The 22,971-nt window shown below is 46.1% G+C and carries 27 protein-coding genes and 1 tRNA gene; 10 read left to right on the forward strand and 18 right to left on the reverse strand.

Going from position 1 to position 22,971, the window contains the following annotated elements:
- The first annotated feature begins 1 nt into the window (after position 1).
- The gene (gene rapZ / locus DCO16_RS10325; protein WP_173943560.1) at positions 2-892 is read left to right on the forward strand and encodes an RNase adapter RapZ; all 891 of its coding nucleotides are present in this window, start codon (positions 2-4) and stop codon (positions 890-892) included.
- On the opposite strand, the gene mutY is transcribed toward rapZ, so the two are convergent.
- Complete coding sequence (mutY, locus tag DCO16_RS10330) at positions 846-1,976, reverse strand: A/G-specific adenine glycosylase (RefSeq protein ID WP_173943561.1); 1,131 nt, start codon at positions 1,974-1,976, stop codon at positions 846-848. The two genes, rapZ and mutY, sit on opposite strands and share 47 nt — an antisense overlap.
- Complete coding sequence (gene mutM / locus DCO16_RS10335; RefSeq protein WP_173943562.1) at positions 1,961-2,797, reverse strand: bifunctional DNA-formamidopyrimidine glycosylase/DNA-(apurinic or apyrimidinic site) lyase; 837 nt, start codon at positions 2,795-2,797, stop codon at positions 1,961-1,963. Before mutM ends, mutY begins: the two co-directional genes overlap by 16 nt.
- 35 nt (positions 2,798-2,832) lie before the next feature.
- Between mutM and DCO16_RS10340 the strand changes: the two genes are divergently transcribed.
- From DCO16_RS10340 to pth, 6 genes are all read left to right on the forward strand, one after another.
- Positions 2,833-4,320 (forward strand): lipoprotein insertase outer membrane protein LolB, encoded by a 1,488-nt coding sequence (locus tag DCO16_RS10340; protein ID WP_173943563.1) that lies wholly within the window; start codon positions 2,833-2,835, stop codon positions 4,318-4,320.
- Positions 4,313-5,203, forward strand: a complete 891-nt coding sequence (gene ispE / locus DCO16_RS10345; RefSeq protein WP_173943564.1) for a 4-(cytidine 5'-diphospho)-2-C-methyl-D-erythritol kinase — start codon at positions 4,313-4,315, stop codon at positions 5,201-5,203. The genes DCO16_RS10340 and ispE overlap by 8 nt, the downstream gene beginning before the upstream one ends.
- A gap of 5 nt (positions 5,204-5,208) precedes the next feature.
- Positions 5,209-5,285: transfer RNA gene (locus DCO16_RS10350), tRNA-Gln, on the forward strand.
- Between the two features lie 60 nt (positions 5,286-5,345).
- A complete protein-coding gene (locus DCO16_RS10355; protein WP_415836219.1) occupies positions 5,346-6,314 on the forward strand; it encodes a ribose-phosphate pyrophosphokinase in 969 nt (322 codons plus the stop codon).
- Positions 6,315-6,451: 137 nt separating this feature from the next.
- Entirely contained in the window at positions 6,452-7,093 is a 642-nt protein-coding gene (locus tag DCO16_RS10360; protein WP_173943565.1) for a 50S ribosomal protein L25/general stress protein Ctc, read from the forward strand.
- Positions 7,094-7,183: 90 nt separating this feature from the next.
- Entirely contained in the window at positions 7,184-7,780 is a 597-nt protein-coding gene (pth, locus tag DCO16_RS10365; protein ID WP_173943566.1) for an aminoacyl-tRNA hydrolase, read from the forward strand.
- Positions 7,781-7,798: 18 nt separating this feature from the next.
- On the opposite strand, the gene DCO16_RS10370 is transcribed toward pth, so the two are convergent.
- Genes DCO16_RS10370 through DCO16_RS10390 form a run of 5 tightly spaced genes read right to left on the reverse strand, consistent with a single transcriptional unit; the run spans position 7,799 to position 11,959 of the window.
- Entirely contained in the window at positions 7,799-8,065 is a 267-nt protein-coding gene (locus DCO16_RS10370) for a YfhL family 4Fe-4S dicluster ferredoxin (protein ID WP_173943567.1), read from the reverse strand.
- A gap of 18 nt (positions 8,066-8,083) precedes the next feature.
- Positions 8,084-8,581, reverse strand: a complete 498-nt coding sequence (gene coaD, locus DCO16_RS10375; protein WP_173943568.1) for a pantetheine-phosphate adenylyltransferase — start codon at positions 8,579-8,581, stop codon at positions 8,084-8,086.
- 47 nt (positions 8,582-8,628) lie between these two features.
- Positions 8,629-9,249 carry a 16S rRNA (guanine(966)-N(2))-methyltransferase RsmD gene (gene rsmD, locus DCO16_RS10380; RefSeq protein ID WP_173943874.1) on the reverse strand — a complete coding sequence of 207 codons (621 nt, stop codon included), beginning with the start codon at positions 9,247-9,249 and terminating at the stop codon, positions 8,629-8,631.
- Positions 9,246-10,586, reverse strand: a complete 1,341-nt coding sequence (locus tag DCO16_RS10385) for a M16 family metallopeptidase (protein WP_173943569.1) — start codon at positions 10,584-10,586, stop codon at positions 9,246-9,248. The genes rsmD and DCO16_RS10385 overlap by 4 nt, the downstream gene beginning before the upstream one ends.
- Positions 10,586-11,959, reverse strand: coding sequence for a M16 family metallopeptidase (locus tag DCO16_RS10390; protein ID WP_173943570.1), 1,374 nt, complete (start codon positions 11,957-11,959; stop codon positions 10,586-10,588). Before DCO16_RS10390 ends, DCO16_RS10385 begins: the two co-directional genes overlap by 1 nt.
- A 63-nt stretch (positions 11,960-12,022) precedes the next feature.
- On the opposite strand from DCO16_RS10390, the gene ftsY reads away from it, so the two are divergent.
- On the forward strand, positions 12,023-12,913 hold the full coding sequence (gene ftsY / locus DCO16_RS10395; RefSeq protein ID WP_173943571.1) for a signal recognition particle-docking protein FtsY: 891 nt from the start codon (positions 12,023-12,025) through the stop codon (positions 12,911-12,913).
- A gap of 94 nt (positions 12,914-13,007) precedes the next feature.
- Entirely contained in the window at positions 13,008-13,949 is a 942-nt protein-coding gene (gene rpoH / locus DCO16_RS10400; RefSeq protein WP_173943572.1) for an RNA polymerase sigma factor RpoH, read from the forward strand.
- Between the two features lies 1 nt (position 13,950).
- Here rpoH and DCO16_RS10405 read toward each other — a convergent pair whose 3' ends face one another.
- From DCO16_RS10405 to DCO16_RS10425, 5 genes are read right to left on the reverse strand one after another with little or no spacing between them, the layout of a single operon-like run.
- Entirely contained in the window at positions 13,951-14,541 is a 591-nt protein-coding gene (locus tag DCO16_RS10405; protein WP_173943573.1) for an SCO family protein, read from the reverse strand.
- Position 14,542: 1 nt separating this feature from the next.
- Positions 14,543-15,436, reverse strand: coding sequence for a heme o synthase (gene cyoE / locus DCO16_RS10410; protein WP_173943574.1), 894 nt, complete (start codon positions 15,434-15,436; stop codon positions 14,543-14,545).
- Positions 15,433-16,557, reverse strand: a complete 1,125-nt coding sequence (locus tag DCO16_RS10415; protein WP_173943575.1) for a COX15/CtaA family protein — start codon at positions 16,555-16,557, stop codon at positions 15,433-15,435. The genes cyoE and DCO16_RS10415 overlap by 4 nt, the downstream gene beginning before the upstream one ends.
- Entirely contained in the window at positions 16,557-17,213 is a 657-nt protein-coding gene (locus DCO16_RS10420) for a redox-active disulfide-containing membrane protein (protein ID WP_173943576.1), read from the reverse strand. Before DCO16_RS10420 ends, DCO16_RS10415 begins: the two co-directional genes overlap by 1 nt.
- Before the next feature lies 1 nt (position 17,214).
- Complete coding sequence (locus tag DCO16_RS10425) at positions 17,215-18,003, reverse strand: SURF1 family protein (protein ID WP_173943577.1); 789 nt, start codon at positions 18,001-18,003, stop codon at positions 17,215-17,217.
- A gap of 14 nt (positions 18,004-18,017) precedes the next feature.
- On the opposite strand from DCO16_RS10425, the gene DCO16_RS10430 reads away from it, so the two are divergent.
- Positions 18,018-18,230, forward strand: a complete 213-nt coding sequence (locus DCO16_RS10430) for a twin transmembrane helix small protein (protein WP_173943578.1) — start codon at positions 18,018-18,020, stop codon at positions 18,228-18,230.
- Between the two features lie 66 nt (positions 18,231-18,296).
- Here DCO16_RS10430 and DCO16_RS10435 read toward each other — a convergent pair whose 3' ends face one another.
- From DCO16_RS10435 to coxB, 6 genes are read right to left on the reverse strand one after another with little or no spacing between them, the layout of a single operon-like run.
- Complete coding sequence (locus DCO16_RS10435) at positions 18,297-19,151, reverse strand: cytochrome c oxidase subunit 3 (RefSeq protein WP_173943579.1); 855 nt, start codon at positions 19,149-19,151, stop codon at positions 18,297-18,299.
- 29 nt (positions 19,152-19,180) lie between these two features.
- Positions 19,181-19,375: a DUF2970 domain-containing protein gene (locus tag DCO16_RS10440; protein ID WP_415836218.1), complete on the reverse strand. Its 195-nt coding sequence runs from the start codon at positions 19,373-19,375 to the stop codon at positions 19,181-19,183.
- Positions 19,372-19,965: a cytochrome c oxidase assembly protein gene (locus tag DCO16_RS10445; protein WP_173943580.1), complete on the reverse strand. Its 594-nt coding sequence runs from the start codon at positions 19,963-19,965 to the stop codon at positions 19,372-19,374. Before DCO16_RS10445 ends, DCO16_RS10440 begins: the two co-directional genes overlap by 4 nt.
- Before the next feature lie 15 nt (positions 19,966-19,980).
- Positions 19,981-20,112 carry a cytochrome oxidase small assembly protein gene (locus tag DCO16_RS11220; protein WP_217426666.1) on the reverse strand — a complete coding sequence of 44 codons (132 nt, stop codon included), beginning with the start codon at positions 20,110-20,112 and terminating at the stop codon, positions 19,981-19,983.
- Positions 20,096-21,721, reverse strand: a complete 1,626-nt coding sequence (gene ctaD / locus DCO16_RS10450; RefSeq protein WP_173943581.1) for a cytochrome c oxidase subunit I — start codon at positions 21,719-21,721, stop codon at positions 20,096-20,098. Before ctaD ends, DCO16_RS11220 begins: the two co-directional genes overlap by 17 nt.
- A gap of 44 nt (positions 21,722-21,765) precedes the next feature.
- A complete protein-coding gene (coxB, locus tag DCO16_RS10455) occupies positions 21,766-22,923 on the reverse strand; it encodes a cytochrome c oxidase subunit II (RefSeq protein WP_173943582.1) in 1,158 nt (385 codons plus the stop codon).
- Positions 22,924-22,971: the final 48 nt, after the last annotated feature.

Consider the following 22,971-nt stretch of genomic DNA (forward strand, 5'->3'; position numbering starts at 1 on the left):
TATGCAAATTAATCTGATTACCGGTATCTCGGGCTCAGGTAAATCAGTTGCACTGAGAGCTTTCGAAGATGCAGGCTATGACTGTGTTGATAACTTACCAGTTACTCTATTAGAAAGTCTGATTACTACACTAGAGGGTGAGAAAAGTGAGCAGGTCGCAGTTGCCATTGATGCACGACGTGGTCAATCGATTGCAGAATTACCAAAAATCCTAGAAAATCTGCGGCGCAAACATCAAGTGCGTATTGTTTTTCTCAACGCCGATACCAACACATTAGTGCAACGTTTTTCAGAAACGCGTAGACGGCACCCACTCTCTGGCAAGAACCAGCAAAGTCAGTCAGCTACGCTCATTGAAGCCATTGATAAAGAGCGAGAACTGTTAGAGCCACTACGTACTCAAGCGCATAGTATTGATACTAGTAATTTACCTGCCCATACCTTGCGCTCATGGATTCGGGATCTTTTACAAGATAAGCCTCTTGGGCTCACAGTCATCTTTGAATCTTTTGGATTTAAACAGGGTCTGCCAAGTGAGGCAGATCTGGTATTTGATGTGCGCTGCCTACCCAACCCGCATTACGATAAAGCTCTACGCCCCCTATCGGGCAAAGATCAGCCCGTCAGAGAATTTCTGGAAAAAATTCCTGAAGTAGTCAGTATGGAAACCGACATTATTCAGTTTATTGAAAAGTGGCTACCCCACTATATTGCTGATGGACGGAGCTACCTCACTGTAGCGATTGGATGTACCGGTGGTCAACACCGCTCGGTATATTTAGTGAGCCGCGTTAGTGAGCATTTTTTTGCCCAAAAAGATTTGACAGCGCTACAGATTAATTTTCTTAGTCGGGACCGCGAACTAGACTCAATCCCTGCAAAAGTAGTTTAATCGGCTGGGGCAAGCCATACTTGCCAAGCTGACGCAGCGAGACCCACCGAGTGTTTTGGCTAGAGAATATAATCTCCTGACCAATAGATGCATTCCAAACCTGAATCCATAAACGCCTATGGGTAAAAATATGCTTAATCTGAGGGCCCTGATCCAAAGAGATGCGCTTTAATGCAGTAGATATTTTTTCCTCTGACAATACCTGCGCTAGTAATTCTGGCAAGCTGATAGGAGGTTTACTGAAGGTGGTTTTAGCGCGCCAAGCAGATTCGGGTAGAGACCAGAGGCTACCCCAAATCGCTTTCTCTGGGCGCTTCTGTAATAGAACAGAATCACCATGACGCAATAACAGCATATCGCAATCAAATTCAGGAGATTTGGCTTTCACTACTTTACGAGGCAACTGCAACACCTGATCACTAAGATTGGCTTGGCATTGTTTTTCAAATGGGCAGCGTTCAATGCCAGTGATGCATGCCGGCTTGCGACTAGTACACCAAGTTGCACCAAAGTCCATGAGGGCCTGGGTATACACCGGCATATCCTGCGGATTTTTTGGCAATAGCTCTTGAGCTATATTCCACAACTGCTTATCGGTAGCCTTTTCTTGGAGCGCACCCTCAATACCAAAGAGACGCGCCAAAATACGTTTCACGTTCGCATCCAAAATCGGCGCTCGCTCATGAAATGCAAAAGCAGCAATCGCTCCTGCCGTAGATCGTCCAATGCCTTTTAATTGTTCTAGCAATATCGGGTCACTCGGAAACTTTCCAGCAAAGTCTGTCATGACTTGATTGGCACAAGCATGCAAATTACGCGCCCGTGAGTAATATCCCAAGCCCGCCCATTCTGCTAAGACATCATCTAAGGGAGCGGCAGCTAATTTTTTTACTGTCGGGAAACGCTTCATAAAGCGTGGATAACGCTCCAAGATAGTAGCGACTTGGGTTTGTTGCAACATAATCTCAGAAACCCACACCGCATAGGGGTCACGAACACCCTGCCATGGCAAGCCCTGCCGCCCATGCGCCCGATGCCAACTTAGCAAGGTTTGGGGGAAGCCTGTCTTTAACGCTTTTGACATTGCGGACAAAAATAAGTGGAGCGTTGACCCTGCACAATTTGCTTAATGGGTGTCTTACATACTTTGCAGGGCTGATCTTTACGATCATAGACTTTAGTTTGCATCATGAAATGCCCAGGATCACCTGCGCTGTTGACAAAGTCTTTCAAGGAACTCCCGCCCGCATCTATTGCTCGCTTCAGAATGACTCTCACTGCGTTAGCTAGTCGAGCACACTGAGGACGGGTTAATTTTCCAGCGGCTTTTATGGGATGTATGCCTGCCTCAAACAAACTTTCTGAGCAATAAATATTACCAACACCTACTACCGCTTGACCTGCCAATAAAAATTGCTTCACTGCTACGCTACGTTTACGCGAATGTTGATACAAGACATCTGTACCCAGATCACCTGCAAATTCTGGTAACAAAGGTTCCGCGCCCAATTTTTTCAGCAATGCATAGCCCTCAATCGGGCCTTTTGACTTGGGGTGCCATAAAACAGCGCCAAATTTGCGTGGGTCATGCAAACGCAAACTAAGCTTACCGAACTCTAGGGTCACGCGATCGTGGATCTTGAGGGCATCACTACTAGGCAGGACTCTGAGTGTGCCGGTCATGCCCAAGTGGATCAGTAAATAGCCTGTATCCATTTCTAGTAGCAGGTACTTGCCACGCCGCTGAATGCCCCAGACTTTCTGGCCTGGCAGCAATTTACCCAAATTACTAGGCACTGGCCAGCGTAAACGGCCATCCACAATCTGGACCGCAGTCACCTTACGCCCCTCTAGGTGGGGCTGGATACCCAGGCGGGTAACTTCGACTTCTGGGAGTTCTGGCATAAATGAATTGTAGATTCGCGGATTAGAATGTGCTTATGACCTCATTTTTATCAAAGTCACTCTTAAGAGCCTTTTTGCTACCCCTATTCATTGGACTGGGCTTTTTTAACAGCCAGGCTATGGCGCAGGCTAAAAACCTCGATAATGGTCAAGCTGTATTCGAGGTCCTAGCTTCTGAAATTGCCTTACAACGGGGCGAAGCAGGTCTTGCCTACAACACCTACTCAGAATTAGCTCGTCAACTTGATGATCCACGTCTGGCTCAACGTGCAATGGAAATTGCTATCGCCGCCGGATCGCCTGATTTAGCCTTACAAGCTGCTCAGACTTGGGATAGCTTGTCTGGTCCCAAGCAAACCAAACCTAAAGAAGTCCTCATCACCCTCCTGATCCTCAATCAACGTTGGTCAGATGCAGTCAAGCCTGCCATTGCGCTCATGAATCAGCAAACGCCAGCGCAGCGCGAAGTGACTTTGCAACAGATTCAAGCGCTTCTGTCCAAAGCCAAAGATGAGTCAGAAGCCTTGCGTGCTTTTTATGCCATGGTATCCCCTCTCAAACCAGCACCTTCAGATCCCAGCATTCTGTATACCTATGCCTTATCTGCAGAGAAGGTTGGCAATATGGAGATGATGGAAAAAGTCCTACGTGATATTTTGCGTAAAAATCCAAACGACATTAATAGTCTTAATGCATTGGGTTACTCATTAGCCGATCGAAATCAAAAATTACCTGAGGCTTTTCAGCTCATCAATAAAGCACATCAACTTTCCCCCAGAGATGGATTTATTTTGGATAGCTTAGGCTGGGTAAACTTTCGCATGGGTAAACTTGCGATCGCCTTAGAACAGCTCCAGCAGGCTTTCAATCTCAAACCTGAGGCTGACATTGCTGCCCATATTGGCGAAGTATTATGGGTCATGAATCGCCCGGCTGAATCTGAAGATATATGGCGTAAAGGCCAACAGTTAGACGCTAATAACGCTACGCTCAAAGAAACATTAAAACGTTTAAAACCCAATTGGTCCGTTGCAGATACTCCTCTTAAAGGTTCATGGGATGGTCGTTTCTCCGTGAAGGTCACAGGACTTACAGAAAGTAGTAATCAAGGTGGTTCTGGTGGATTTAGCTTGACGCAAGATGCACTAACCGATGTACTGGAGATACGTAACCCTGTTGGCGGATCGATTGCGAAGATTACGATTAATCCCGGTGAAGCTATTTTGGAGCGAGATGGAAAATTGACCACTGCGATTGATGCAGATACGCTGATTCAAAATACCTTGGGCTTACCACTGCCTGCTCGTGGACTTTCTGATTGGCTCAGAGGACAAACGCGTCCTGGTAGCACCGCTAGTGTTGAGCGAGATGCGCAAGGCCAAGTCAATAAGATTTCTCAAGACGGTTGGACATTAAATTACTCCTGGGGAAATTCTCAACGCCTAGAAAAACTGATGATGACACGTAGTTCTAATATTGGCTCGATAGATATTCGCCTGGTCTTTGATACGCCGAATGACTGAAGTACGTTTTACAAATACCCGCTTAGAGCTGCGCTGCCCAGCAAAGCTCAACCTCTTTCTGCATATTGTTGGACGCCGCACGGATGGCTATCATTTACTGCAATCTGTTTTCCAATTGATTGACTGGTGCGATGTCCTCACACTTACAGCCATTCCAGAAAATGAGATTCGACGTCTCAATCCTATTCCTGGAGTTGCCCCAGAGCATGATTTAGTGGTTCGTGCCACGCAGCTATTAAAAGATTTTTGCAATACGGATCAGGGCGTAATCATTGAACTCAATAAAAATATTCCTATAGGTGCGGGCTTGGGTGGTGGATCTTCTGATGCTGCTGCCACCCTCATTGGTTTAAATCAGCTCTGGAATCTGCAACTCGATATGGCTACCCTCAGCCAACTGGGCCTGAAACTTGGGGCGGATGTGCCTTTTTTTATCTTTGGTCAGAATGCCTTTGTGGAAGGCATTGGCGAAAAAATGCAGGCAGTCCCCCTAAAAAATCAAGACTTTGTAGTGATCTTTCCAAATCAAGGCATTGCGACTGTTCAGATTTTCCAAGACCCTCAATTGACCCGAGATCACGCTCCGATTACAATAGATCGCTTTCTTGCATCGCCAAGCGCATTTCAGTCCAATGATTGTGAAGCGGTAGCGATCAAGCAATGTCCTGAAGTGAAGCAAGCATTAGATTGGATTTGTCAGGCTGTGCCAGATTCGGCGCCCTGCATGTCTGGCTCTGGAAGTAGCGTATTTTCAGCCTTAGACCCTAAGACTGACACCGCAGCACTAGAAAATCTCCTGCAAAATCTTCCAAAAGGATGGGTAGGTCGAATTGTTCGAGGGTTAAATAACAATCCCGCTTACAATTTGATTTCTTCAGATTGAGCTGTAGGGGAATCGCCAAGCTGGTTAAGGCACTGGATTTTGATTCCAGCATGCGAAGGTTCGAATCCTTCTTCCCCTGCCACATTCTGTAGAGACGACTAAAAGACATCCACTCGACCCTACACAAAAAGCTCAATCGCCTATGTCCGCCTCCATTCATACAGATTTTCTGACTCTTTTTACAGGTAACGCAAATCCTGTCCTGGCACATGCAGTCGCCAAAGAGCTTAATCTCCCGATGGGGCAAGCATTTGTTGGCAGATTTTCAGATGGCGAGATTCAGGTAGAAATTCAAGAAAACGTCCGCGGCAAAAATGTCGTTGTGATTCAATCTACCTGCGCCCCCACTAACGATAGTTTGATGGAACTGATGATTATGATTGATGCCCTTAAACGGGCATCGGCAAGCCGTATCACCGCGGTAATCCCTTACTTTGGTTACGCCAGACAAGATCGTCGTCCACGCTCTGCGCGCGTGGCTATCTCTGCCAGAATCGTTGCCAACATGCTGCAATCGGTTGCGGGTATTGAGCGAGTGCTGACCATGGATCTGCATGCTGACCAAATCCAGGGCTTCTTTGATATCCCGGTTGACAATATTTATGCCTCGCCAGTATTACTAGCAGATTTGCAGGCGCAAAAAACCCAAAAAGACCTGATTATTGTTTCGCCAGATATTGGCGGTGTAGTGCGCGCCCGTGCCATGGCCAAACAATTAGGCACAGATTTAGCCATTATTGATAAACGCCGCCCCAAAGCCAATGTCTCAGAAGTCATGCACTTGATCGGCGAAGTAGAAGGCCGCCATTGCGTCATCATGGACGACATCATTGATACTGGTGGAACGCTATGTAAGGCTGCTGAGGCGCTTAAAGAGCGTGGCGCTAAGGGTGTTACGGCCTACTGTACCCATGCCGTCTTATCTGGTGGTGCAGTCGCCCGCATCGCCGCATCGCAATTAGATGAACTCGTGGTAACAGACACCATTCCCTTGACTCCAGAAGCCATGAAAGTGTCAAAAATTCGTCAATTGAGTGTTGCCCCAATTCTGGCTGAAACCCTTGCGCGCATCAGCAAAGGCGATTCAGTCATGTCTATGTTTGCCGAATAAGCAAAAAATACCGCTTCTAGGCTTGTTTTTGGCAAATTTAAGCTAAATCTAAGCAAAAACTGCTTTCCCCACGATATAATCAAAGGCTTTTCTGTTTGGTCGCGAACGGAAATTAACCTTAATTTTGGGAATTCAATATGAAAGTAGTAGCTTTTCAAAGAAGCGTACAGGGAACGGGTGCGAGCCGCCGTCTGCGCAACTCCGGTAAAACTCCGGGAATCATTTACGGCAGCAAAGATGCCGCCGTAGCCATTGAGTTGGATCACAACGCACTGTTTCATGCTCTCCGTAAGGAAGCATTCCACTCATCTATCTTAGATCTTGAAATCGATGGCAAGGCACAAAAAGTGTTGCTACGCGATTATCAAATGCATCCATTTCGTCCGTTGGTATTGCATATCGACTTCCAGCGCGTATCCGCGTCTGAGAAAATCCATATGCGCGTGCCATTGCACTTCATCAATGCAGACACTGCAGCTGCCGTGAAACTGCAAGGCGCTGTTATTAGCCATATCGTTACTGAATTGGAAGTATCTTGCTTACCAGCAGACTTGCCAGAGTTCCTAGAGGTTGATTTGGGAGCCATTGAAGTAGGCCATGGTATTCATGCAAAAGACATTGCATTGCCAAAAGGTGTTTCCTTGGTATTGCATGTCGGGCAAGAAAATCCTGTTTTAGCCAATGCACGTATTCCTTTAGTGAAATCAGCTGATACTGAAGCAGCACCTGCTGCAACAGCGGCTGCTCCTGCAGCGGAAGCTCCGAAAGATAAAGCCTAAGTATTCGGGTAATATCTTTGCGACAGAGAAGGCCCGCTTACAAGCGGGTTTTCTTTTTTGTGAAAATGCTTTTATGCTTAAGCCATCATCATGACTAAATTAATTGTTGGACTTGGAAACCCTGGCGACGAACACGTCGAAGATCGGCATAATGCTGGCTTCTGGTTTGTTGACGCCCTTGCAAAACAACTCAACGTACGCTTTGAGACTGAGAAACGCTTTCATGGAAAAGTAGCTAAAGCAAAATGGCATGATGAGGATCTCTTCTTATTGAAGCCTGGCACCTTTATGAACCTCAGTGGCCAGGCAGTAGGCGCACTGTGTCACTTTCATAAGATTGCGCCTCAAGATATATTAGTTGTCCAAGATGAGTTGGATCTTAAGCCCGGTACAGCTCGTATTAAGCTGGGTGGTGGCACTGGGGGTCACAATGGCTTGAAGGATATTCACGCCCACCTCGGGACGCCTGATTACTGGCGTCTTCGCCTAGGGATTGGTCATCCCCGTGATCTCGCTGCAGAGGGTGCGCGACCGATGGATGTTGCGGACTATGTTCTGAGAAGACCGTTACAGGAAGAACAGAAAAAAATTGATGCCAGCATTCAAAATAGTCTGCAGATATTGGACTTGTTTCTCAAGGGCGATACTCAGGCTGCCATGCTAGAGCTGCATTCAAAAGTAAATTAATACTGCTCTAGAAAGTATTTACTGAGCCAGTGCTTTTTTGGCAGCAGTTAACAGTTGATACTTCACCATGAGTTGGGGCTGGGTTTCGGAAACCTCTGGGTTCAGAGGAATGCAGTCCACCGGACAAACTTGTTGGCACTGCGGCGCATCGTAGTGGCCTACACATTCAGTACATTTATTGGGATCAATCTCGTAAATCTCGAGGCCCATGTAAATCGCATCATTGGGACATTCAGGCTCACATACATCGCAGTTGATGCATTCGTCCGTAATCATTAAGGCCATCTGATTGACTCGGCTGACTTATTCAGTCTTTTGCTTAGTGCTAGCAATCTTTTCTGCTAACCACTTTTCTACGGAGGGGAACACAAACTTACTCACATCTCCGCCCATCGACGCAATTTCTCGCACAAAAGTTCCAGAGATAAATTGATACTGATCTGATGGCGTGAGAAACAAGGTCTCTACATCAGGTAGGAGATAACGATTCATACCAGCCATCTGAAACTCGTACTCAAAGTCGGAGACTGCCCGCAAACCACGGACAATCACACGCGCTTGGTGCTCGCGCACTAAATCTTTTAAGAGTCCTGTAAAGCCAACAATCTTGACATTGGGATAGTGCCCCAAGACTTCCTTAGCGATCTTAATCCGCTCTTCTAAACTAAAAAATGGGTGCTTGCTGCGACTATCTGCCACACCCACAATCAATTCACCAAAAATAGTAGAGGCGCGGCGAACTAAGTCCTCATGACCTCGGGTAAAAGGATCAAATGTTCCAGGGTATACGGCAATCGTCATAATATTCCTTAGGCTTTAGCAGCAACAAGCAAGAGTGTAGCCCGTTTTTAGGCTGTTTTAGACCGAAATAGACAAGCTTTTACCTGACCAGCTTCTAGGTACTTGCGACACTCCCAGCCAGGTAATAGCGCCTCTACCTCTTCACTTGCCCGACTTGCAGGAAACTCTATATAAATTCCCCCGCCAGCGCTGTCATCGCAGATGCGGCCTGCTTCTACGATGACTTGATTAAATAAGTCCCCTTCAGCAAAAGGGGGATCAATAAAGATAAGGTTGAAAGAGTGATCTGCCTGTCGCTTTAAATACTCTAATCCATCTGCTTGCAAGATATGGACCCCTCCTTTTACAGGTGAAGATTGCAATAAAGCTAAGTTCTTAAGTAGATTAGCCGCAATCTTTTTATCTTTCTCGAGCAAGGTAACAGTACTAGCATGACGTGAGGCCGCTTCAAAACCCAAGACACCAGTGCCTGCGCAAATATCTAAACAATGGAGACCAGTTAAGTCTTGGCCAAGCCAATTAAATAAAGTCTCTCGCACACGATCAGTCGTAGGACGCAATCTCGGTAGATCTAATACGTTCAACAATCGACTGCGCCAAACTCCGCCAATAATGCGTATCTTTTGAGGAAGCTCCCTACGACTCGCTACGCTTGCAGGTTTCTTTATTTTTTTGCCCCAAGAATGACAATCTTCATACGATCCATCGCTAAATGTTTTTGAAAGGCGGTCTTCACTTGCTCCAAAGTCACTGCTTCTACTTGCTTTGTCCACGCTTCCATCGTATTTAAAGGTAAATCGTTCCAGACAATAGCAGACACGTTATCTAGTAACTTGCGATTGCTATCAATGCGTAATGGGTAACCATTGATCAAGTTTGATTTAGCAGCTTCCAACTCTACTGGTGTCGGACCAGTAGCAATAAATTGGGCAATCGTTGAACTCATAACCTCTAATGCTAAAGCGGCCTGGTCATTTTTAGTTTGCAGGCCAGCTCTAAAAATACCCGCATCCTTGCCAGGAGCAAAGTAACTAGAGACGCTATAGGCAAGACCTCTTTTTTCACGGACCTCTGACATCAGCCGGGATACAAACCCACCACCACCCAATACATAGTTCCCAACCAGCAAAGGGAAAAAATCTGGATTGTTGCGTGTAATAGCAGTCATTCCCATAGCTAAGTGTGCTTGCTGAGTATCAAAAGGAATATTAATTTCTCGCTGACTCAAGGACTCTACGGGTGAACGCTCAAATTCAGGGAGCTTGGATATAGCAGGACCAGACTGAGGAATTTTCTGCAGTACACTTTGTACGATCTCATTAGCTTCAGCTGGACTGACATCACCCACGATACTGATAATCATGCGCTCGCCACGATAAAACTGCTGATGAAATTGTTTTAAGTCAGCAGAGTTAATGGCAGTAATAGTTTGTACTGATGGTGAGTAGGCTAATGGGTAAGTTCCATAAATCGATTTTCTAAAGCGCTTATCTAATACAGCTTCGGGCTTTGTTTCTGACTCCAATAAAGCCGTAGTCATTCTTTGCTTCTCACGCCCAACAATTTTCGCGTCATAGATGGGGGCACTCAACATCGTAGCGGCCAAGATCACCGCCCGATCACGCAAATCTTTTCGACTCAGCGTGCGAATGCGCATGATCGCCCGCTCACCACCGACAGAAATTCCTAGGCTTGCACCCAGATCAGCAATCTCATCAGCAATTTGTGCTTCGGATAACACCCCTTTATCGGCTCTGGCTCCGAAGTTCATGAGTTGCCCAGTCATGGAGGCTAAACCACTTTTTGCTGCTGGATCATAGCGGTCACCGGCATCAATGCTGATCTCAATATCGACCATAGGCAAAGCTTTGGTTTGTACTAGATAAGCTTGAGCGCCTTTAAAAGAGGGTAGCTTTTCAATAGGCAAAATAGCATGCGCGTTTGAAAATACAGCGAGCAATACAGAAGTGAGCAGTGCTTGTCGGATGCATGTTCTCGCTAACATTACTGAACTCCTTTCTTCATCTCGCTAGACTTACGCTGCTGTGGATCCAAAACGCCAATCGTGAGACCGTCATCTACTAAATATTTTTTGGCTACTGCCTGAACCTGTGCAGGAGAAATGGTTTCCATCTTCTGCAACATTACATCAATATCCCGCCAAGAAAATCCTGCCATCTCCGTACTGCCAATCTCCATAGCCTGCCCAAAGATAGAGTCGCGCTTATAAATTTGATCCGATAAAATTCGAACCTTAATACGCTTTAATTCAGAATCCAAAATACCGTTTTTGGCAATCTCATTGAGCGCCTTGCGGATGCTGCTTTCAGCCTGCTCCACGGTTTTACCTTTAGCCATAGTGACGTTAATTAAAAAAAGTTCGGGCCCTCTAGAAATCATGTCATATCCAACGCCGACATCATTGACTACCCGCTGCTCTTTCACTAACGCACGATTAAGGCGGGCATTGTCATACCCATCCAAAACAGCCGCTAATAGCTCAAGTGCATATGGCTCTGGGTTATCTAATTTGCCGGGCTCTAATTTAGGCACTTTCCAGGCCATAGCCAATTGCGCATTTTCTGCTGGTGCTTTAACTTGTACCCGCTTTATCCCTTTTTGAATCGGCTCTAATTGGGGCTTACGCACTGGTAACGTTTTTGCGGACGCTACACCATAGTATTTTTCAACTGCTTGAAGGATTTTCTGAGGATCAACATCACCTGTGATTACAACCGTTGCATTATTGGGCGCATACCAACTGCGGTACCAATCGCGCGCATCGGAGGCCTGCATATTCTCAAGATCATTCATCCAACCAATCACGGGATAACGATAAGGAGAGCTCATGTATGCAGTTGCCATCAGAGATTCGTAAAGCAATCCGTTTGGATTATCTTCCGTACGTAAGCGGCGCTCTTCCATCACTACCTGAATCTCTTTTAAAAACTCAGCGTCATCAAAATTTAGATTGCTCATGCGATCTGCCTCTAACTTCATGACTTCATCTAATTTTGATTTTTCTACCTGCTGAAAATAAGCAGTGTAATCACGTGAGGTAAAGGCATTCTCGCGCCCACCTACTGCAGCAACCATACGAGAAAATTCTCCGGACTTTACCTTGTCCGTACCCTTAAACATCATGTGCTCAAGTACATGGGCTACCCCAGTACGACCGTTGACCTCATCAATAGAGCCAGCGCGATACCAAACCATATGCGCTACGGTAGGTGCCCGATTATCCTGACGGACGATCAACTTGAGCCCATTAGCGAGTTGATACTCGTGAGTGTTTGATGGATTATTTCCCGGGGTGGCCCAAGCAAACGGGCTACACATCAGGAAAAAGAAAGAAAATCGCAATAAAGTGGAGCGCATCTGTAAGATTATCCTATTCTCAGAATTAAATTGATAAGATCTAATCATTAAATTGTATCGACTATGTTCGGCTTACGTAAAACTCTCGGCTCCCTTTTCAAAACTAACCAGACTGATGAAGCCTGGTTTGATGCTTTAGAAGAATCACTCATTCTGAGTGATGTTGGCTTGCCCACTACCCAGCAACTCCTGACGACACTCCGCAAGGCAGCTAAATCTGAAAAAGTGAGCAGTGCTATAGATCTTCAGCAGCTTTTAGTCCAAGAAGTTGCGCATCTCCTTCAGCCTTTAGAGTCGATTTCAAACCCCCTTTATGTTCATGATGAAAAAACCACTCCGGAGGTATGGCTTATCGTCGGTGTGAATGGCGCCGGCAAGACCACCACCATTGGCAAACTCTGTCGCCTGTTTCAGTCTCAAGGAAAATCTGTCCTGCTGGCCGCTGGTGATACTTTTCGTGCCGCAGCTCGTAACCAGCTCTTGGAGTGGGGTGATCGCAATCAGGTTGATGTCATCACCCAAGAGAGTGGCGATGCTGCAGCAGTAGCCCATGATGCGATTCATGCGGCCATCTCCAGAAAGACCGATATTCTCATCATTGATACGGCTGGACGGCTTGCTACTCAAGACCATCTCATGGAAGAGTTGAAAAAGGTTAAGCGCGTGATTGGCAAAGCCCTTCCTGGGGCGCCACACCAGACTTTGCTCGTACTCGATGGCAACACAGGTCAAAATGGTTTAAGCCAAGTCAAAGCCTTTCATGCAGCCCTTGGCATTTCAGCGCTGATTGTGACGAAATTAGATGGAACCGCTAAAGGAGGGGTCATCTGTGCGCTTGCCCATACCTTTCAAGAGGAGGTCAGGCCGTCTGTTTTGGCGCTGGGTAAAGGGGAAGGGATTGATGATCTTGCGCCCTTCACAGCCACCCAGTATGCCTCTGAATTATTCAATTAAATCAAGCACTTAAAGATATTCAAAACCCTTAGCACTCTCTTGACAGGAGTGCTAAAATAGACTTCTATAGATACCTCAAGAGGGTAAAAAGATTATGACGCTAAAAAACGCTTACAAACCGCATTCGCACGTACGACAAACTATGCCAGCAACGCAGACTGCTGCGGCTCCGCTCGCCTTTCCAATGCTACCGTCCCTCGGAGTTGGCACATTAGATTCTTATATCTCCTACGTCAATCGTGTACCGATGCTCAGTGCTGCAGAAGAATTGCATCTGGCCCAATCATTTCGTCAAACTGAAAATGTAGATGCTGCTAAGACCTTAGTCCTTTCGCACCTACGCTTAGTAGTTTCCGTTGCGCGTCAATATCTGGGTTATGGCATTCCACATGCCGATTTGATTCAAGAAGGCAATATTGGTCTCATGAAAGCTGTGAAACGCTACGACCCCAATCAAGGTGCACGCTTAGTGTCTTATGCCATCCATTGGATCAAAGCGGAAATTCATGAGTACATTCTCAAAAATTGGCGCTTAGTCAAAATTGCTACAACCAAAGCACAGCGCAAACTCTTCTTTAATTTGCGCAGCAATAAACCCACGCTTAGTGCACTGACCCCAAATGAAGTCGCTGCGTTAGCAAAAGCACTCGATGTAAAAGGTGCTGATGTAAAAGAAATGGAAATACGCCTTGCTGGTGGTGATATTGCCTTAGAGGGCGATGATAGTGATGAGGAGTCTGCCTATGCCCCGATTCAGTGGCTAGCAGACAATACTCAAGAGCCTACTGAAAGAATGGCAGCGGCGGCAACAGATGCATTACATGGTCCCAAATTAGATCAAGCACTCATGGCTTTGGATGAGCGCAGTCGCGACATTGTTCAATCACGCTGGTTGGCAATGGATGCGGATGGCAATGGCACTAAAACATTGCATGATCTTGCTGGTGAATACGGCATCTCTGCAGAGCGTGTGCGTCAAATCGAAACTTCTGCGCTCAAAAAAATGCGTGGGATGTTGCAAGCACAAGCTGCTTAAATTACTTTAATAGCTCTTTCAGATCATGTGCCAAGGTCTCCGGACCTTGAGCATGCTTGATGTAAAGCCTTAAGCGCCCTTCCTTATCAAACACATAACTTCCTGCAGTGTGATCCATTGTGTATGAACCAGCACTCGTACCAGGTACTTTCTTGTAGTAGATCTTAAAGTCTTTACCTATCTTCTCCAGAGCAGCCTCATCTGCTGGCCGCAGCCCTAAGAAACGCGCATCAAATGCAGGTACATACTGCTTCAATATTTCTGGGGTATCTCTCTCTGGATCCACAGTCACAAACAATACTTGCACCTGATCTGCTTTAGGGCCTAATAAAGTCATGACTTGCTGCATCTCCGTCAAAGTAGTTGGACAGACATCAGGACACTGGGTGTAGCCAAAAAACATGAGCACTACCTTACCCTTAAAGTCCGCCAGCGTTCGCGTCTTACCGTCGGGATCAAGCAAACTAAAGTCTTTACCAAAGGCGGTACCGCCAGTGATATCAATATTTTTAAACTCGGGTTTTGGACTGCAAGCAGTCAGTGCAAATAAAAATATTGCAATCAAAGTACTACGTAAAAAAGGAATTTTCATCTTAATGAATGTAATGGTCTATTAAAAGAGCGACGAACAAAATCGATAAATAGGTAATTGAAAAGCGGAAGGTCTTCTTGGCAAGCGCATCACTATAGGATAGGAACAAGGCAATTACGTAAGCTAAGAAGATCAATCCGAGAATGATCGCTGAAATTAAATACACTAAACCACTCATGCCATAAATATAAGGAAGCAATGTGGCAGCTATCAAAATTAGGGTGTACAGCAGAATATTCAGAAGCGTAAAGCGCTCGCCATGAGTCACGGGCAACATCGGTAAACCAGATTGCACGTAATCATCACGACGATAGAGAGCCAGCGCCCAAAAGTGGGGTGGGGTCCACACAAAAATAATGAGCACCAAAAGCCAAGCTTCTGCTGATAGCGAATTCGTCACTGCAGCCCAACCAAGTGCAGGTGGCATGGCACCCGATAGTCCGCCAATCACAATATTTTGAGGGGTTGCTGGCTTGAGCAACCAGGTATAAATCACCGCGTAGCCCACAAAGGTAGCAAGGGTCAGCCACATCGTTAAGGGGTTACAGAAGTACCACAAGATGATCATGCCAAGCGCACCCAAGATGAGCGAAAAAATAACAATGTGTGATGCTGGAACCTCGCCCGTTGCGGAAGGTCGCCACGCCGTACGCTTCATCTTGGCATCGACTGCTTGTTCAATTAAACAGTTCATCGCAAACGCTGCGCCTGCAAGCAACCAAATACCAACAATGCCCCCAATCAGAATGGGGTAAGGCACCATACCAGGGGTTGCCAGAAACATCCCAATGACTGCGCAAAAAACCGCCAACTGGGTTACTCGGGGTTTCGTTAACACCCAGTATTGGCGCCAACGCGGCATGACAGCAGGAGTGAAAGATTGGGGCTCACTCATACTGCTTTACCCATCTTGAAGGGAGTAGACCAAGATGCCCATTGACTGAGTCTTACTAAACAAAATACGATGGCCGCTGAACCGGCTGTGTGCAGCAAGGCGGCCGCTAATGGCCACTGAAAAATGACATTAGAAATACCGGTGATTAACTGCAATACCAGCAGCGCTAACAATAGCTTTGCAGTGCCGCTAAGCCCTGGCAATCCAGCATGCGCTACCCTCAAGGCATGCACCCCTAATAAGCCGAGTACTAGTGAAGCAACAATGGCAAACACCCGATGCGCCCAATGAATCGTCTGCAATGCCACTGGAGAAATATACTCACCTTGAGCATTCATACCCAGTTCACGCCATAAAGAAAAGCCCTCTTGCCAAGCAGTCTCTGGCCACACTCTACCCATACACGTAGGGAAATCAGGGCATGCTAAAACAGCATAATTTGTGCTCACCCAAGCCCCTAGAAATACTTGCATCGCTAAGACGAAAAATGCAATTACCAATAGTTTTGCCGAGAGAGGACGCGCTGGCTGCTGAGGTATTGAGGAAGTATGACCTTCCCATGATTTCTGGGCATAAGCCGTTAAAAAGGAAAGTAATACTAAAGCGAGCATGAGATGGATGGTGACAATAATCGGTTGCAGTTTGAGAGTCACAGTCCAAGCACCGAAAGCACCTTGAATACAAACCAAAATGAGCAAACCCAAACTCGCAAATAAAGGAGTCTTACCTAAACTTTTTACCTTACTCCAAGCCAAGCCCACCTGAATCAAAATTAAAGCCCCAACCATCATGGCCAAGTAGCGATGAATCATTTCAATCCAAGCCTTCATCACGGTAACTGGGCCAGTAGGCATATTAGCCTCTGCTAACCTAATTTCTCCCATTGCGTGCCAGGGATTAGAAGTCCCATAACACCCTGGCCAATCAGGGCAACCGAGTCCAGAATCCGTTAGGCGGGTGAAGGCTCCAAACACAATAAGGTCAAAAGTCATGAAGACTAAAACCCAATTGAGCTTTTGAAATACGCTGAAACCCGGCCTTCGCCAAAGATAGAACAGGGGTATGCCAGCAAAAACAATAGCGATCGCTGCCAACTCCCCGAATAACAAAAAAGAATGCATTACAGGTTTTCACCCTTACGATTTAAGCGTAGCAACTTTGCTAAATCATTTTTGATACTGGCAAACTCCTTAGGAGAATTACTCACCGGAAAATACATCATCTTGGCAGCGCTAGGATCAAGTAACTGAATCTTTTGGCCAGCACCTTCACGATTGAGCCAATCTAAAAGTTGAGTTTTTAATTGAGGGTCTGCCGGCAGATTAACGACCTTAAATCCAGCGACTTTCTCATCATAGGCAAGCAATACTTCTGGATCTACTGGCTTGCCATCGGTATTTAACCAAACCAATTGCACTCGGTCACTTTCGCGGCCTACTCCAATACGCAGCTGTCTCATCAAAAACAAGGCCTCTAAGCAAGTCTCATTTTTGATGGTGCACTCCCCTGCAGGACGAGCCACCAATAAGGTCCATTTGCCTTTGAGTGGAGTATCTAACCAGGCAGGATTAGTATCTTGTGGGGGCTGAACAAAAGTTCCGAAGTTAGTCTTCCCACCCTCTGGTTTATAAACGTAATAAGCAAAGTAAGAGGCGATCACTGGAGAGGCGCAGGCAAGTAGTAAGAACAGCATTTGAATACGGCCACGTCGCGTTTGCGAGTGAATCGCCGCTGAATCTGTTTGCGATGCTGGAATTAATAATTCTTTATCAATCACTCTAATCTCCACACTCTTTCCGTAGACGTCGATACCCTATAAATCCATTAATAAACCAGAATAAGAATCCGCATAGTGCTAGCGCAAACCACTGGAATGCATAAGCATAATGGCGATCGACTCCATTCGTTGGGGAAGGCCAGTTTCTAACTAAACCATCATTTGTTGTAGGGTTCTCTTCTCGCAAGATCCAAGGCAACTGCTTCCATGGATGAGTCTGAGCCTCAACAGCCAAATCAAAATTTTGCTCGATGCGAGGCTTAGTTTCTGTAAGGCCTTTTTTGCCCAACTCAAAAACCCTTCCGGGATGAGGGAAAACGATTCCCTCAATAGTCACCACACCATCGGAAGTGCTGATGGGAGGCAACTCAAGGCGGTTCATATTATTACGTGGAGCCCATCCACGATTTACCCAAACCACCACATCCTGATCTACTAGTTTCAGAGGCATCATCACATAGAACCCAGCTTGTGCCGCACTACCGATACCACCCTCAGGAATCGGTCTAGGGCGGTTATCCAGCCACACAGCGTCATCAGGCAAAAAGTGTCCACGGGCAATCATGCGACGCTCCTGGGCCTGCTCTAAGCCGACACTAGTGATATTTGTATTGAGATTCGCATTAAGAACTGGCATTTGCAATCGAGAGGCTAAAGAGTTGGCCAGCGCTATCTTCTGTTCAGCTCGATTAAGCTGCCACATGCCTGCCGCACAGCCAATCGCTATCACCACTAAGGCTGATACAGTAGCAACTATGCGAGAAGTAATAAAAACAGAAAAAATATTCAAGTGAGGACTTTGAGATGAAGTGGGTAATTCCAATAGCACTGCTGTTTATCGTTGGGAGCTTAGGTTCTGCTCTTTACTTCATGATGAAAGGTAAGGGTAATAGTTCAAAAATGGTCCATTCCCTGACTTTACGAATTGGCTTATCCGTTCTACTCTTTTTAGGCATTCTGCTTGCCCACTATTTTGGCTATATTGAAGCGACTGGCATCCGTGTCGGAACAAACTAAGCTAAATAAAAAAAGCAGTACTACAAAACAAATCGGGGCTCAAAGCCCCGATGTCATGGATGCTCATTACATCCAATAAATCACGACGTACAGACCAAGCCACACCACGTCAACAAAGTGCCAATACCAAGCGGCGCCCTCAAAAGCAAAGTGGTTGTCAGCAGTAAAGTCGCCCCGAATCATCCGGCGCAACACAATGGCTAACATCAAACCACCCAAGAATACGTGGAAGCCATGAAAACCAGTAAGTAAGAAAAAGGTAGAGCCGTAAATACCTGAAGTCAGTTTCAGGTTCAGGTCATGGTATGCATGGTAATACTCATAGACCTGGAAACCCAAGAAGATCACACCCAAAGCCACGGTAGCTGCCAACCAAATACTGGCTTTCTTCATGTGGTTTTCTACAACGGCATGATGGGCAATCGTGATTGTCACACCAGAGCTAAGGAGCAATAAGGTATTGATCGTTGGAATAGGCCATGGGCCCATGGTGGTGAATTTCTCGACCAAACCTGCTGGACCATCATTAGGCCAAGCTGCTGTGAAATTCGGCCAAATTATTTTACTGTCTACATCCCCTAACCACGGTAAGGCAATACTGCGCGCATAAAACAACGCGGAGAAAAAGGCAGCAAAAAACATGATTTCAGAAAAGATGAACCAGGCCATAGACCAACGATAGGATACATCCACGTTGATACCATTCTTACCTGCATTCGCCTCAGCAATCGTATCGCCAAACCACTGGTAGAGCACAAATAAAACCCAGATAACGCCTACTGCAGTCACAGGGGCACCCCAAGAGGCTTGATTGACCCAGCCTGTCATTCCAAAACCAAAGGCCACTAAGCCAAGCGCTGCCATGGCTGGATGTCTAGATAGTCCAGGGACGTAATAGTATGGGGTTGAATTAGATGACATCTTATTCTCTCTGTTCAATCAAAAAATAATCAATGGGATACAACAAGTTTTACTATCACTATGAGGATAGACATAAAAATTAACGCACCTAAAACACCTGCAATGATGATGTGCACAAAACTCAGTGAAGCAACATCCTCTTTTAAGCCCGATTCTTTCCGCACTCCTAAGAAACCCCATAAAACGGCTTTCATAGACTGCAAAAAGCTACTGTTCTTTTTCACAGCGTCGCCTTAGATTTTGGGGTCGTTGCACCAGCTGGCTGCTGAGGAACGCCTAGCTCAAAGAAGGTATAGGACAGAGTAATCGTTTTGACATCCTTGGGCATGCCTGCGTCAATCACAAATAAGACTGGCATCTTCTTCATTTCATTTGCCGCTAAGGTTTGCTCCTGAAAACAAAAGCATTCCAGCTTAGTAAAAAATTCTGTGGAGCTCTTCGGGGCATAACTCGGAATAGCTTGGGCTTTGACTGGTCGACCTAAATTGTTAGTCACCTCATAAACAATTTCTGTCATCTCGCCTGGGTGCACTTCTAAAAAATTCTTGACGGGCTTAAAAGTAAATGGGCCACGAATATTGGAATCAAATTCAATGGTGACTGTGCGTGAGTAATCGACCTGAGTGTTCCCTACTTTGTTGGCGCTATAGGCACGTGTACCGTAGGCATTTTTAGAGGTGACTACATTAATGCCGGTTACCTCACACAAAGCCTTATACATCGGCACCAGCGCATAACCAAAACCAAACATCATCACTGATGCAATCAGTAACTTCAGCAGGATTTGTCGGTTAAGGGATTGAATGGCAGCCATTGTTTTTAGTGGGAGTTAACCCAACATACTTCGTTTGATCATGATGCCAATAAAGAAGATCAGCGCAACGCTTAAAAGGATGTAACCCAATCTACGATTACTCGCAGATTGGACAGCCTTGGTAGACGCTTTAGATTCCTGCGGCATGCAACTCTTTTTCATTTGGTGGGGTTTCAAAGGTATGGTGGGGTGCTGGTGAAGGCACAGTCCATTCCAAACCTTTGGCGCCATCCCATGGATTCATGGCCGCTTTAACTCCCTCGCCGCGATAAGCAGGCAGCACAACGAATACCAAGAAATAGACCTGGGATAAGCCAAATCCTAATGCACCTATAGAGGCGAGCATATTGAAATCGGCAAACTGCGTTGGATAGTCTGCATAACGACGTGGCATACCCGCTAAACCCAAGAAATGCATTGGGAAGAAGGTAATGTTGAAGAAAATCATGGAAGTCCAAAAGTGCACCTTGCCACGGAACTCATTGGCCATATAGCCAGTCCACTTTGGACACCAGTAGTAGAAACCACCAAACATTGCAAATAAAGAACCTGCAACCAAAACATAGTGGAAGTGGGCAACAACATAGTAGGTATCTTGCGCACCAATATCAATTGGCGCTAAAGCCAAAATCAGACCAGTAAAGCCACCCATAGTAAATACGAAAATAAATCCAACCGACCACAACATCGGGGTCTCAAAGGTCATAGACCCTTTCCACATCGTTGCAACCCAGTTAAAAATCTTCACGCCTGTTGGTACAGCAATCAACATCGTGGCATACATAAAAAACAGTTGGCCTGTTACGGGCATACCGGTTGCGAACATGTGATGCGCCCAAACGATAAATGACAAGATCGCAATCGATGATGTTGCATACACCATGGAGCTATAGCCAAACAATCTTTTTCTGGAAAACGCAGGAATGATTTCACTGACAATTCCGAACGCTGGAAGAATCATGATGTAAACCTCTGGATGACCGAAGAACCAGAAAATATGCTGGAACATGATGGGGTCACCACCACCTACTGCAGAGAAGAATGATGTACCGAAATGACGATCTGTCAGAACCATCGTGATCGCACCCGCCAACACGGGCATCACAGCAATCAACAAGTAAGCAGTAATCAGCCAAGTCCAACAGAACATAGGCATCTTCATGAGCGTCAAGCCAGGGGCGCGCATGTTCAAGATGGTCACGATAATATTAATTGAGCCCATGATGGAAGACGCACCTAATAAATGCAGGGCAAAAATAGCCATGTCTAAGCCTGGGCCCATTTGCAATGTTAATGGCGCATACAAAGTCCAACCACCAGCAGGTGCGCCACCAGGAGCTAAGAACGAACCAAACAACAAACATCCCGCTACCGGCAGAATCCAGAAACTAAAGTTATTCATGCGCGCAAAGGCCATATCCGATGCACCAATTTGTAGTGGCACCATCCAGTTCGCAAACCCAACAAAAGCAGGCATGATCGCGCCAAATACCATGATCAGTCCGTGCATCGTGGTGAGCTGATTAAAAAATTCCGGGCGTAAATATTGCAAACCAGGTTGGAATAATTCCAAACGAATTCCCAACGCCATTACACCGCCAGCTAATAAGCTCACGAATGAAAATATCAAATACATTGTCCCGATATCTTTATGGTTGGTCGCAAACAACCAGCGGCGCCAGCCATGGGGCATGTGATCGTCATGCGCATGATCGTGTGCGTGGTCGTGTTCGTGTGTAGTAGAGACTGTGCTCATGGATTACTCCGGTTTAATTTAATTTGTATTAGCTATAAAAAGAATTACTTACCTGCGCGGGACGTGACAATATCTTGGGTCTGAGTGACGTCACCCGTTTTATTACCCCATCCATTGCGGGTATAAGTCATCACTGCAGCAATATCCCCATCAGAAATCACGCCCGACCATTTCGGCATTGCGCCCTTACCGTTAAGCAGGATGTTGTATACCGCGTCTTTTGGTCCTTGCACTAGCTTGCTGCCATCTAAGGCCGGGAAGGCGCCGGCACCTTTTCCATTTGGTTGATGACATGCTGCGCAATTGGATGCATACACTTTTGCACCGCGCTCTTTTTGCTCGTCCAGGGCGTACACCTTAGACGGATCATCGGAAGCAGCAGCCATTTCTTTTTTCTTATCCTCTACCCACTTGGTGTAATCCTCAGGAGAAACAACGCGGACGACAATAGGCATAAAGGCATGTTGAGCGCCACACAACTCAGAACATTGGCCACGGAAAGTACCGATTTTGTCTGCACGGAACCAAGTATCACGAACAAATCCTGGGATCGCATCTTGCTTCACACCAAATGCGGGAATGGCCCAGGCATGAATCACGTCATTAGCGGTAGTAATTAAACGAATTTTCTTACCGACGGGTACCACCATCTCGTTATCTACTTCCATCAAATACGTATTTGATTTAGGCGCTAAGTTATTGATTGCTTCGCGAGAGGTGGACAAGGTGGATAAGAAATTGATCCCTTCGCCCTCACCCTTGATGTAGTCGTAACCCCATTTCCACTGATAGCCCGTGGTCTTAATGGTGATATCTGAATTTGTAGTGTCTTTCATCGCCACCACAGTCTTAGTTGCTGGCAATGCCATGCCAATTACGATAATCAATGGGATCACTGTCCAAATAATTTCAACCGTAGTACTTTCATGGAAAGAGGCAGATTTAGCCCCCAAGGACTTACGATGCTTTAGGATGGAATAGAACATCACCCCAAAAACACCCACAAAAATCACTGCACAAATAATCAACATCATCCAGTGCAACCAATGGATCTCTTGCATGATTTTTGTAGCTGGAGCAGCAAAATTCAGTTGATTTACAGCAGGGCCACCTGGCATATTCTCAGAGGCATATGCCATTGCGCTACCTAAAGCGCCAACGATGTAGAGCGAAGCCCCAGTGACTTTTCCAAATAAATTCATCTTATTCTCTGTTTATTGTCATGAACACTGCAGCAAAACTGCTCCAGA

This window comes from Polynucleobacter antarcticus, assembly GCF_013307245.1.
GTDB classification, from domain to species: Bacteria; Pseudomonadota; Gammaproteobacteria; order Burkholderiales; family Burkholderiaceae; genus Polynucleobacter; species Polynucleobacter antarcticus.